This window comes from Siminovitchia jepli (assembly GCF_047228825.1).
GTDB lineage: Bacteria > Bacillota > Bacilli > Bacillales > Bacillaceae_C > Siminovitchia.
Map to the genome: position 1 here is coordinate 1 of NZ_JBFEGN010000097.1, position 12,670 is coordinate 12,670.

The following is a 12,670-nucleotide window of genomic DNA, read 5'->3' on the forward strand; positions in this document are numbered from 1 at the left end:
TTAGTACAAACCTAATTATACCAAAGGTTGGAGCCCTTTTTGTATTTATAAACTAGATTTTACTTTCGTAATCCAGGCTCAAAGATTTCGTCCCGAAGGATTTTTGAAAAAATTTATATGTGTTGCAATCCACCAAATGTGTCCAAATGGATCAATTACTCCCCCGCGTCGATCACCTTCCACAAAAGCTGTTCGAAGGGTTTTATACAACAGACCCCTCCTGCCATCGAAAGACAACAGGATTGGGCCTGTCGATTCCCAGACGATTGGTTGGCATGATGGACGGGGAAATAACAGCGGAGAAAAAGGGTGAAAACCTCGTTGTGCCGATTCGATTTGGTCTCTTAACAAAATAACCCATCGTGATATTGTCAGCAGAGAAGGATCAATCGCAAAACAAATAATTTCTAACACAATTTTTTAGAATAATACCATAGAGGAAAATGAGCAAACTTTTTTTACAAATATCCGCCGATATGGAATCATGTAAAGGGTCTGATTTGATCAATCTTTTTACAAAAGACGGCTACATTAATTGGAAATTAAGATCTGTTTGACAAAGATTACCCTGATTTCCCCTAACTTATGTTTTATGGGATATTACCTTGCCTATTGAAAAGGGAAATGGAAAGAAAAAAAGAAAATAAACCAACCAAGGTAATAACCATGCAAACCAACTTAGTGAAGTATAGGAATAATGATTGCGAATGATTAATCCTCCCATTGCTGACCCTAAAGCAATACCTAATTGCATGAAAGATGTATTAACCGCAATAATGATTTCGCCAATTTTGGAGCCAAAGATCTCAGATATGTTTTGTTTCGCGGGAGTCGTCGCCCAGCCAGAAGCACTCCATGCCATCATGATCAGAAATAAAAAAAATCGGATGTTCCCCAACCAACAGAAGCAAAAAGAATGTAAGTGTCCTATTTTGCCGGTCACACAGACGATCATTGCGGATATTTATCCCTCGGAAGATAAACGGGCTAAGATGATTAGTCTTACGGCTTTCGTTTTCAACTTTTGACCCTCATTTTCCTGTTGCACCTGTAATAATATATTCATTTAAAGTCACTTATCTGTTTGAGGATCAAACTCTATAGTGTAAATGGAAGAATTAATCGGCCATCAATATCGGTGAACTGATATTCTTTGGCTAAATCGCCGACTCTGAGCACCTGCCCGCTCTTCTCCATTACATTGGGATCACTGGCCAATGCTTTTATTCCACGTCCAACATAATAAGGTGTTTCAGTTCTGCTTAATTCTTCAGATTCCTGCCAATGTTCTTCATCTACTTTATGGTGCTTTAACACAAGTTCCGTTCTCATAAAACCGGGTGAAACGGCAAGAACAGCAATATTGTCTTGTTTTAATTCTATTGAAAGCCCATAAGCCATGCGAATTAAAGAATTCTTGGCCAAATCGTAATAAAATTGTCCAGTGTATTTATCTTCGTCCCAAAAAGTGGTGTGAACTATGAGGGCTTGTTTATTCTTACGAAGTAACGGAATGGCAAAGTGGTTTGTGGCCAGCTGGGCACGTACACCAGCAGTGAACATCGTATCCCAATGTTTCAATGGCAATTCCCAAAAAGGTTTGGCTTCGATTCCATGATCATGTGCTCCCCACACATTATTGACAAGAATATCTAATTTTCCTTGTTCCTTACCAATTTGGGTTATTACTGATTCTGTTTCTGAATCGTTCGTATGATCACAACGGACCGCTATTCCTGTTCCACCCGAAGCTTCAATCTGTGAAACTGTATCATCAATCGTTCCAGGCCAATCATTTGTGGAATTCCCTTTGGTACTACGTCCCGTGACATAAACCGTTGCTCCAGCTTTTCCTAATTCGACGGCAATACCGCGCCCAGCTCCTCTACTTCCTCCTGTTACAAGAGCGACCTTTCCATTTAATGGTTTCATGGGTCCCATTCCTTTCATGTAAAAGATATCTTCATCATACAGGAGAATTCTTGACAACCTATGTCATATTTTATTAACTAGACCTGAATCCGTAATATAGGTTGTTAAAACCTTTAGAAATAAGGTGCTGTCCTGGTATTCTTTCCAATTTCCTCCACTTAATGAATGAGAAAAACAAAAAAACAGGGTGCTTTATTTGTTTTCCGCTTTTTAAGCGCTCTTGAATGCATGCTGAAATAAGCCTTGCGATTTTCAATTTTTTTCACAGGCTAGGTTAAGGGTCTGGATTTGATTTAACAGTATAGCCAGCTTAGTAAAAAGCGTAATAAAGCCTTTCGAATACCGACATCCAGCGATGATGCTTATGGACCTTTAATTTCCACTGTCTTCCATGATAAACAAGTTTCGATGCCAGGGTAATGATATTTTGGATTACTGTCCGAATACGGCGCCTTTTTACATTTTTTCTCTTAAGGGAGCATCATCGGCTTTCAGGCTTTCCTGCCCAATGATCCTTAATAGATTGTAGGAAAATAGGCCAAAGTGAAGAACAAGATCATTCGTCGGAAATTTGCCTGAAGGAAGGCGTCGGTTTTTATTTCACTGTGAAATTGTTCGCTTGTTCCGTGATCTTTGTACAGTTCTTCTATCGTGGAAGACGGTTCAAGCAACGAAGTGTAGTAGGTATCAAATTCAATCTCTGGAACAAGCAGGATTTGCCCGTTTGCATCTATCGTTCTCTCTATCACCTTAAAGACGATATGGATAGGGACGCCTGTACCTTTAATGGTGGAAATAGAGTAGCCCGTATATACTTTTTTTCCCGGGCGCACTTCACGGCAGGTTCCCTCGGCCTGGGCGATGGCCAGCCAGTCTTCTGCAGTTTCTTTTCGCGGGTTTCGCTTGATGATAAAGTCTACTTCGTTCTGGAAGCAAACTTTCATATTGTCAGCACTGTCACACCCCGAATCCATCCGGACAAGCAGCGGTTGATCTGTCATTTGTCTTGCAAGTTCAATCGTCTTTTGAAGAAATTCCGGGGTGCCATTTTGTGAATGAACACTGCCTTCACGGAGTTCAACATGAACACTGTAACCCTCTTGGCCGATATAAGCAAACATGGGGGCATAGCCGTCACAGCCCTTATACGTTTTTTCCACTCCTTCTTTCCTAGTGTTGGAGTTGTCAAAGGGAGAGACATCCACATCTAAAGGGACATATGGCGTATCGTTCGCATAGACAGGCGAAATGGATGTATTTAAACGCTGGACAAGGTCTGCTGATTCTTCCAACAAGATCTCTTTCCAATCGTCCGACAAGGCAGCCTGGTCCAGCCGTTGGCGAAGAGTGGGGCTTGAAGGGACGTTGTCGATATTCAGGGCGTAACGGAAAAATTCATCTTCCCGGAAATCCTCGATATCATCAAAATCACTCTTGCCCTGGCAGAGTAAGCCGATATAGGAAGAAGCGACATCTCCGTTAGAAATTGAAGGGTTTTCCATTTTATCCAGTTTCGTTTTATTGAATCGCTGCGAAAGATGGGTGTGATATAAAAGATCACCGACAATGGCTAAACCGGAATGTGCTGTAATTCGTTCATCTGTCGTTTCAATAATAAACTTTTTCATAGAATACCACCCGTTTGGTGAAGTTACTAATTTTATCTTTTTTGGGTATTATACCTGATTTCACCAGCTTTTGGATGCATTTTAGCTAAATTTTGTCACGGATTAAGGTGTTACAGAAAACTAATTACCGTTCAACAAATTTTTCAACAAAAGTTGCAGCTGAAAACCAGGTGTTTTAGTGAAAAACATTAATACCACATCATTATTTGAAAAAGCTTGTTGCGACTAGATGTAGTAATGGATGGAGGAAGAAGGAAAAAAGAAAGTTTTTTGGGGGATATCAAAATAAAACACGTTGACATATCGTTATTTCTCGATATAATGGTTTGTATGGAACCAATTGAAGTTTTCAAAGCCTTATCCAATGAATCAAGATTGCAAATTTTACAATGGCTGAAGGAACCTGATCGTCATTTTACGCCCCACGAAGGGATTGATATGAATACTACAGGGGTTTGTGTTAGTCAAATAACAGATAAATTGAAAATGACGCAATCAACAGCATCTCAATACCTTTCTATTCTACTACGAGCTGGGTTAATTAAGACAGAACGTATAGGTAAATACACTTATTATAAAAGAGATGAAGATGCCATAAAAAAATTTGCCACTATTCTCGAAGAAAAGATTTAATAAATGAAACTGAATTCATAAATCAGAATTCAGTTTCATTTAACAAATACAAATCGACATATCTAAATATGTATTTTTTTTACTTATTCATATTAACAAATCTAGATATATCAATTCATCATATTGAGGAGTGAACTATTTTGTCAAACACTGTAAAGATATACATCTTAGCTATCGTAAGTTTTTTAGTTGGTACTTCAGAGTATATAATCTCTGGTATTTTGGATAATATTTCAGAATCATTAGGAATTACTTTAGCTGCAGCTGGGCAGTTAATTACCATTTTTTCGCTTGTATACGCCATCTTCACACCGGTACTAATGGCTTTGACATCAGGAATGAATAGACGCAAGTTAATGTTATATTCACTTGGCGTATTTATTATTGGAAATATTCTTGCATTCGTCCTTCCAGGGTATGGATTATTTATTGTCTCAAGAATTATTATGGCTCTTGGTGCAGGGATGGTCGTAGTTACAGCATTAACTATCGCCGAAAAAATTGCACCAAAAGGTAAGCAGGGTAGTGCTATTGCTACAGTAGTAATGGGATTTACTGCATCATTAATAATCGGAGTCCCATTTGGCAGAATGACTAGTGATTTACTTGGTTGGAAAGCTGTATTTGGAGGAATCGCCTTACTCGGATTATTAGCAATGGTTGTCATTTCTCTTACAATTCCTAAAATTCAAGGGGATAAACCTGTATCTTTAACTCAACAACTCGCTCTATTTAAGAAACCAAAAGTTGTGCTGGGATTAGCCATCACCTTTTTCTGGCTTGGTGGATACTCGATTGCCTATACCTACCTATCCCCTTACCTTTTAAATATATCAGGTGTAAGCGACAAATTGCTGAGTGGAGTTCTCCTTATATTCGGTATTGCCAGTCTAGTTGGATCAAAGTTTGGTGGATTTAGTACCGATCGATGGGGTGTGAATTTTACACTGATTAGCGGAATGACATTACATATCATCATGCTAATTTTGTTCTCACTAGTTACCGATTCTTATGTTGGAGTGTTGATCATTTTAATATTATGGTCATTTGCTGCATGGTCTTCTGGCCCGACTCAACAATATCACCTAGCTACAATAGAGCCAGAGTCATCAGGTGTACTACTAGGTCTCAATCAGTCAATGATGCAATTGGCCATGGCTGCAGGTGCAGCTATTGGGGGTATCTTTGTAGAGAGAGTTTCCCTATCTTCCATTACCTGGGTAGGGGCTTTGGGAGTTGCTATCGCAATCGTTGTAACAATATTGGCTTCACGTGCTACTTCTAAAAAGATATTAGATGACTATAATGTAGTGAACCAGTAATAAAAGTACAATTAGAACAGTATATTTTTGTCAAATGTGTTGAATTTATATTTTAAAGTAAGTAATAAGGATTTCTCACTTTGCGTTGACTCTAGACAATCGAAAAGAAGACCGAAAACTTTTGATACCCTGCATCGGTCGGGTGGTTCACCCCTTATTGACTCGGCTTTGATGCGGAATTAATAGATTACATTGATCAAGTAGACGACTCCATTGTTTTTGAAAAGGTAAACCCACTTTATAAGGTTGGTGGCCGTCCCCCAGCGGATCCGAGGACTTATTTCCGTATGCATTATCTATACTTTGCCAGGCCGGAAATCTCCTCTTTCCGAGAATTGTGTAGGCAATTAAAGGAACCAAAAAATCAGGCATGGCGTAATTTTATTGGTACGCCAGACATAAAGGATGTGCCTGTACATAGCAGCCTAAGCCACTTTCGCAAGTATGTGACACCAGAATTGTTCTACGAGATTTTATTTGATCTCATTGGCCAAGCACTAAAGCTGGATAACTTTTTAACAACCTATCCTTTCCGGCATTGACTCCCGACCGGTTTATGCACTCGTCAACGGCTATAAAAAGAAACGCTGTAGCTGCGAAAACAAGGAAACCTGCGCGTGCGAAAAGACGTATTCGGATCCGGATGCCAAATTAGGCGTACAGCGCAACAAGGCGAATCAGAATAAGTTTTTCATTGGATATCGTAAGCATTCCATTGTGTGTCCTACACCATCAGGGCCTATCGTTCTATTGTCCATTATTCTACCGCCAGATACTGCTGATATTGATGTCCTGCTCCCATTGGTTGAGAAACTCAACCAGAGTGGTGATTTAAAAGTAGATTACCTAGCAGCTGATTTAGGATACTTTAGCGCAGAGGACCAAGCTGCTTCCTTGAAGGAGTACGATGTCGCTGTAGTAACTGATTCCAAAAAGAATACCGTTATCCCTGAAACATGTTCCCCAGAAGGAATGCCCGAATGTGAAGCAGGCCATAAGCTCGTATGGGATGGATTCGATAAAGAAACCTATACGTCCTGGTTTAATGGTGATGAAGATAAATGCCTGGCCTGCCCGTTACAGGCAGCCTGTGATAAACAGTTTGGCTTTTCTTTTGAGGAAAACCCATTCTTCTTTGGCCCTGTACCACAAGGCACGGAACTGCAAAACGAAATGCTTCGTTTCCGTAAACAGGTAGAACTAGGCTTTGCCCACGAATCCAACCAATTGGATGCTGTTTTACGCCATAAAAAAGTACCTGTAAAAACAACGGAAAGAGTGCAATCCTTTTTCATCATGAGAGACATGTTCAGGTTAATTGAACGTATCATCAAGCATGTGCGTGCAACGATTTTACCCGAAAATCATGTTGAAAAGATAAAGGAATTACAAATGCAGCAGGTGGAACAGATGTCGTTACCTTTGGTTGCCTAAATTCCATCTAGATCGGATAGTTTTATTTTTAAAAAAAGCTATTTATGGCCAAGGGGAGAGTATGCCTTTTTTAGCCTTTGTCAGGAGATAATTCACTGAACATTTAATTATTTAAAGCGTATCTCCCAAATCTACCTAAATAACAGATTCGAATGTACATTTAGGTTTTATCAGACTTTAATTTCATTTAAGTAGGGTACTTTTTGAACATCCTCTTATAGTGCAAAATAACTCCTAAAGTAACAGACCAAGGAAGAGGGTTTAGGCCAAGATGAACTCGTTCGTTGGGCAATTGATTATGGATAGGCAACTAGAGAATAAGAGATTAAAAATAGGATGGATAAATAGCCATTGGAACGAACTTTATTCTAATGGCTTTAGATTATTTTATACTTACGATGGTTCTCTTTTTCCCGCATTTACTGGCTTAATACGAGTACATACATTTTTATGATCATGATAGATGCCAAATACGATTAAACGGCCTTAGCCTATGAAATATAGCGCTAAAGCCGTTTAGTACATTTTTATGAACTAGCCGATTCATCTCGTGATTTTTAATCATGAGATGAATCGGCTTCGGTCAAGGCATGCCTTTAGGTATGTCAATTGACCGACAATATGGTGTCCTAATGAAAAGAACAGATTGCTCTTTGAAAACTGAAGATAGGGGGTTGTGACAAGGAATTCGTTTGTCACGTAAAATCTTCAACGTTCTCATCTCTAAGTCTAATCAAATAGCGAAAACCAAGAGATAGGTTAGACAGTGGAGTCCAAGGTACTCATAGACTTTAGTTTCACCGTAGGAACTACGGGCAGAGCCCAGGGTATATAACTGTGGGCGGTGTACATCGCTGTTCATCAAGTATGCTCTGTTTCTAGGAATCTCGTGACTTAAGTCATGAGAGGTTCAATAATTCCGCTGTCTGCTTGAACAAGGGGCAGTTCACAAGCCATCGCCCCTTACTCCTCAACATTCTGTTCCTTAAAGTTATCAAGCAGTGCTCGTACTTCGTCTGTTGACTCTGTCATCATCAATTGATTTCGTAATTCACTCGCCCCCCGGAACCCGCGGACATATATCTTAAAAAAGCGGCGAAGAGGTTTGAATAGACGCGGCTCTAATTCATTTGAATATTGATCCTGGAGGTCAAGGTGCAGCCTTAAGAGATCAAGCAACTCCTCGCTGCTATGTTCTTTCTTCACCTTTTCAAAGGCAAATGGATTTTTAAAAATACCGCGCCCAATCATAATCCCATCAACACCGTATTGATGAGCGAGCTCCAAGCCGGTCTGACGGTCAGGAATATCCCCATTGATTGTCAAAAGGGTATCTGGCGCCACCTGATCACGAAGCTTCTTAATCTCCGGGATCAGCTCCCAATGTGCAGGCACATCGCTCATTTCCTTCCTGGTGCGCAGATGAATGGAAAGATTGATGATGTCTTGCTTTAATATATGTGTCAGCCAGTCGCGCCACTCATCCACACGAGTGTAGCCAAGCCGCGTCTTCACACTTACAGGCAATCCGCCTGCTTTTGCTGCCTGTATGATTTCTGCAGCAGTTTCAGGATGACGGATCAAACCGCTTCCCTTCCCTTTTGATGCCACATTGTGAACAGGGCAGCCCATATTAATATCCACACCTTTAAACCCAAGATCAGCCATCCCAATGCTCATCTGGCGGAAGTATTCAGGCTTATCTCCCCATATATGCGCCACAATCGGTTGTTCATCTTCTGTAAAAGTCAAACGCCCGCGCACACTTTGGTTCCCGTTCGGATGACAATAACTTTCCGTATTTGTAAACTCTGTAAAAAACACATCCGGTCTGGCTGCTTCACTCACTACATGGCGAAAAACAACATCCGTCACATCTTCCATTGGTGCCAATACAAAAAACGGCCTTGGCAGATCATGCCAAAAATTATCTATCATCTTAAAATCGAACCCTCTCATTTTGGAACATCAGGTCAAACCCCTGTCCCAATTAAAAAACATGGTTTTCAATACTCCCTTAACACTTATACCACGCTTGAGCACTTTTTATCAATCTATACATATTTCCAATCAAATGCGCCTTGGCGTATTTACGCCCAAATTTGATCGAGCTCCGCTCGATCAATTTCCTTTGAAAACCTGTGGCATCCGCCGGACGCTCTAACTTTATTGGCAGCCGGGGTTTGAACCCCACTGAATGGAATATAACCAATATGCATTCATCTTTACCACTTACAGAAGTGGGAGACTTCTGCTGAATGAAGGTAAACCGTTGCGACTCCGCACATCATACGTCAACCGACATAAGATTCGTTAGTTGTTTTTGATTCACTATCAACGAACTTCCAATAATTAATACAACTGCATACATATCCAAAAGATGCCAGTTTCCCAATATGATGGACTTGAGCGTATATTTTATTGGAAGGTAGTTTCCTCCATAAACTTACCTTTCCATTGCACAAGGAAGCAATACTGGCAAGTGATTCAACCCACGAATTCCAATTGACCTCCCGGCTGGAAGCCTTTCTCACTGACAATACCAATTCCCACAAGCTCTGCCCCTGACTTGCTCAAGCAAATTTAGCAAGCCCAAAACAGCCAGTCCATTTGCCAAAAAGTTATCAATATCAACACGACGTCATCTTGTTGAATAAAATCCCCAAATTGAAATTTCATTCGTTTCCTTTTTGGTAAAAAGAATGGAGCTCAGCAGATAAAGATTCTCTGATAACGTTAATGACTTCCTTTTCCTCGCAAATACAACGGGAACGTTTTTCTTATCAATTAAGCAGGGGCCACCTTATGATTTAATGTACAATTTTATTTCAATTCCCTCTACCATGAAACTTTTCATATCTGGTTTACTTTCAAAATGAATCGAATTAATAATGAGATTTCTTTGAACTAATTTATTAAATTTAATCAATACTTTTTGGAGCCACGAATCAGTCTGAACAAAAAGATCTACTCTCAGATCAACCGGAAGATTCAATTCTTTACGGTAGCTTTGAACAGCTCGAACGAATTCTCTTACCAATCCTTCTTCTTTTAGTTCTTGCGTTAATGTTGTTTCTAATAGGACAATAAAATTACTTCCTTCTGATAACTCATAACCATCTCTTCCTTTTTTCTCAACAAGGACATCATCTGTGGTAAGAGTTACAGCTTCACCTGAATTTAATGATAATTGTATTTCCTTTTCATCAATGAATTTTTTCTTATTTTCTTCATCTAATTTATCAACTATATTTTTTACTTCTCCAACTGATTTTCCTAATTTTGGACCAACTTTAGAAAAATTTAATTTTAGATCAAGCTGTAACAAATCCTGATAATCCTTCCTAAATTCCACTTCTTTTATATTCATTTCTTCTTTAATGATCGACGAATACTTTTGTAACTGAGATAAAGTGGATTTTTCCGACGGAATTACGACCAATTGAGCTAATGGCTGTTTTGTTTTTATCCCCACTGTATTTCTAACAGAACGTGTAAGTTCTATTATTTCTATGACAGCATTCATATCCTGCTCTAATTGTTCATCAATAAGGGTTTCATCTGGTTTAGGATAATCTGATAAATGAACACTATCTTTCACTAAGTTTGAGTATATATCTTCTGTAACAAAAGGGGTATAAGGAGCCATTAGTTGCGTGAGCTTCTTTAAGACCTCAAATAAGGTGCTAAATGCTGACCTTTTATCATCGGTCATACCACTGCTCCAAAATCGTTGTCTAGAACGTCTTACATACCAATTACTAAGTTCATCAACAAACGTTGCAATGGATCTTGCCCCTTTTGTTACATCATAATCATCTAAACTTTGGACAACTTCCCTAATAACAGTATTTAATCTTGAAAGAACCCATTTATCAAGAGTTGTTCGAGATCCACCCATGTCACTATCCGGATTAAATTGGTCAATTTCTGCATACATGGAGTAAAAAGAATAAACGTTCAAAAGTGTATCAATCACTTTAGACTTAGCATGACTAACAGTCTTTTTGGAAAAGCGTTTATTATTCCATGGTGAACTGTCAGCTAACAACGCCCATCTTAGCGAATCGGCACCAAACTCATTAATTAATTCTATAGGGTTCAAGGCATTCCCCTTACTTTTTGACATCTTTTGTCCATTTTCATCTAAAATATGTCCTAAAGAAAGGACGTGTTTATAAGGCGATTGTCCTGTAAATAGAGTAGAAACCGCTAATAAGCTGTAAAACCATCCTCTTGTTTGGTCAACTCCCTCAATGACCACATCTGCAGGAAATTGCTTCTTAAACATATCTTTATTTTCAAATGGATAATGATATTGAGCAAATGGCATGGAGCCACTATCAAACCATACATCAATCACTTCGCTTGTTCTAACCATTGTACCGCCACAAGAGCAAGTTAGATGTACTTTATCTACGTATGGTTTATGCAACTCTATATCTTCTGGCAATTCTTCTATAGAAAGCTCTCTTAATTCTTTAAGTGAATGCGGGGCTTTTTCTTTACTGCAATCTTGACAAATCCAAACGTTCAGCGGAGTTCCCCAATATCTGTTTCTTCCAATATTCCAGTCCACCATGTGATCCAAAAAGTTGCCAAACCTCCCATCTTTCATGTGAGAAGGAAACCACTCGACCCCTTGATTATTTGATTGCATATTTTCCTTAACTGCTGTTGTCTTAATAAACCAACCCTCCATGGCATAGTAAAGAAGAGAACTGTTGCATCTCCAACAATGGGGATAACTATGTTCATATTTTTGCTTATCGAATAAAAGGCTTTGCTTCGATAGCATTTTGATAATTTCTACGTCACAATCTTTTACAAATTGTCCTGCAAGTGGGGTTACATATTCCTTATAACGACCCTTGGAATCAACAACATTTACATAATCAAATTGATTATCCTGAATTGCCTTGTAATCATCTTCCCCATGGGCAGGTGCTATATGCACAATACCAGTTCCACTTGTATCAGTAACAAAATCTGCACCGAGAACTTTATGTCCATTGGTTACTGCGACATAATTAAAAGGAGGTTCGTAAGAGAGACCAATTAAGTCATTTCCTTTCATAACTTCCAAAATCTCATAATCCTCCTTCATAACAGTCGGAGCCAAAGACTCTGCAAGAACATATATTTCTGATCCCTGTTTTACTCGCACATAATTCATATTAGGATGAACAGCAACCGCAACATTACCTGGTAATGTCCATGGTGTCGTTGTCCAACCTAAAAGATATTCATTTGCAGTTCCCTTTAATCGAAATTTGGCTGTAACGGATAAATCGGTAACATCTTTATATCCTTGTGCAACTTCGTGAGAACTAAGCGAAGTCTCGCAATGTGGACAATAAGGTACAACTCTGTGTCCTTTATATAAATAACCCTTCTCATATATAGTGGATAGGATATTCCAGACAGACTCAATGTACTCGTTATTTAAGGTTACATAAGGATTTTCCATATCTACCCAATAACCAAGAGCCTCAGTAAATTGTTTCCATTCATTTTCATAGGCAAAGACACTTTCTTTACATTTCTGAATGAAATTTTCTATGCCGTACTCCTCAATTTGATCCTTACCACGAATATTCAATTGTTTTTCAACGTAAGCGTCAAATAATCCCCACCTGTTTTCAGATGGGGATTTTATATATGCTTTATTTAGATTTATTTGGAACACGGCATTCCTGAGGGAGTGTCGATGACCATGGG

At 39.1% G+C, this 12,670-nt stretch carries 8 protein-coding genes and 2 pseudogenes; 6 read left to right on the forward strand and 4 right to left on the reverse strand.

Going from position 1 to position 12,670, the window contains the following annotated elements:
• Nucleotides 1–146: 146 nt before the first annotated feature.
• Complete coding sequence (locus AB1L08_RS19490) at nucleotides 147–356, forward strand: ATP-binding protein (RefSeq protein WP_413066298.1); 210 nt, start codon at nucleotides 147–149, stop codon at nucleotides 354–356.
• Nucleotides 357–701: 345 nt separating this feature from the next.
• Nucleotides 702–1,028: a hypothetical protein gene (locus tag AB1L08_RS19495; protein WP_413066299.1), complete on the forward strand. Its 327-nt coding sequence runs from the start codon at nucleotides 702–704 to the stop codon at nucleotides 1,026–1,028.
• A 70-nt stretch (nucleotides 1,029–1,098) separates the two neighbouring features.
• Here the strand turns inward: AB1L08_RS19495 and AB1L08_RS19500 are convergent, their stop codons facing one another.
• Nucleotides 1,099–1,932 carry an SDR family NAD(P)-dependent oxidoreductase gene (locus AB1L08_RS19500; RefSeq protein ID WP_413066300.1) on the reverse strand — a complete coding sequence of 278 codons (834 nt, stop codon included), beginning with the start codon at nucleotides 1,930–1,932 and terminating at the stop codon, nucleotides 1,099–1,101.
• 310 nt (nucleotides 1,933–2,242) lie between these two features.
• A pseudogene (locus AB1L08_RS19505) lies at nucleotides 2,243–3,560 on the reverse strand (IS1380 family transposase).
• A 330-nt stretch (nucleotides 3,561–3,890) separates the two neighbouring features.
• Here AB1L08_RS19505 and AB1L08_RS19510 point away from each other — a divergent pair.
• The 4 genes from AB1L08_RS19510 to AB1L08_RS19525 all read left to right on the forward strand — a co-directional run bounded on the left by AB1L08_RS19510 (nucleotide 3,891) and on the right by AB1L08_RS19525 (nucleotide 6,949).
• A complete protein-coding gene (locus AB1L08_RS19510) occupies nucleotides 3,891–4,193 on the forward strand; it encodes an ArsR/SmtB family transcription factor (protein WP_244704111.1) in 303 nt (100 codons plus the stop codon).
• A gap of 140 nt (nucleotides 4,194–4,333) precedes the next feature.
• A complete protein-coding gene (locus AB1L08_RS19515) occupies nucleotides 4,334–5,515 on the forward strand; it encodes an MFS transporter (RefSeq protein ID WP_413066301.1) in 1,182 nt (393 codons plus the stop codon).
• Nucleotides 5,516–5,727: 212 nt separating this feature from the next.
• Nucleotides 5,728–6,057: a transposase gene (locus AB1L08_RS19520; protein ID WP_413066304.1), complete on the forward strand. Its 330-nt coding sequence runs from the start codon at nucleotides 5,728–5,730 to the stop codon at nucleotides 6,055–6,057.
• Nucleotides 6,053–6,949, forward strand: a complete 897-nt coding sequence (locus tag AB1L08_RS19525) for a transposase (protein ID WP_413066305.1) — start codon at nucleotides 6,053–6,055, stop codon at nucleotides 6,947–6,949. The genes AB1L08_RS19520 and AB1L08_RS19525 overlap by 5 nt, the downstream gene beginning before the upstream one ends.
• Before the next feature lie 963 nt (nucleotides 6,950–7,912).
• Here the strand turns inward: AB1L08_RS19525 and AB1L08_RS19530 are convergent.
• Nucleotides 7,913–8,887, reverse strand: a complete 975-nt coding sequence (locus AB1L08_RS19530) for a tRNA dihydrouridine synthase (protein WP_413066302.1) — start codon at nucleotides 8,885–8,887, stop codon at nucleotides 7,913–7,915.
• A gap of 865 nt (nucleotides 8,888–9,752) precedes the next feature.
• Nucleotides 9,753–12,563, reverse strand: a pseudogene (gene ileS, locus AB1L08_RS19535) (isoleucine--tRNA ligase); the annotation flags it as partial.
• Nucleotides 12,564–12,670: the final 107 nt, after the last annotated feature.

What these genes read in the sequence shown, in the direction of transcription:
- AB1L08_RS19500 (WP_413066300.1), bottom strand. Translation starts at nt 1,932, where the DNA reads ATGAAACCATTAAATGGAAAGGTCGCTCTTGTAACAGGAGGAAGTAGA.
- AB1L08_RS19530 (WP_413066302.1), bottom strand. Translation starts at nt 8,887, where the DNA reads ATGATAGATAATTTTTGGCATGATCTGCCAAGGCCGTTTTTTGTATTG.
- AB1L08_RS19490 (WP_413066298.1), top strand. Translation starts at nt 147, where the DNA reads ATGGATCAATTACTCCCCCGCGTCGATCACCTTCCACAAAAGCTGTTC.
- AB1L08_RS19510 (WP_244704111.1), top strand. Translation starts at nt 3,891, where the DNA reads ATGGAACCAATTGAAGTTTTCAAAGCCTTATCCAATGAATCAAGATTG.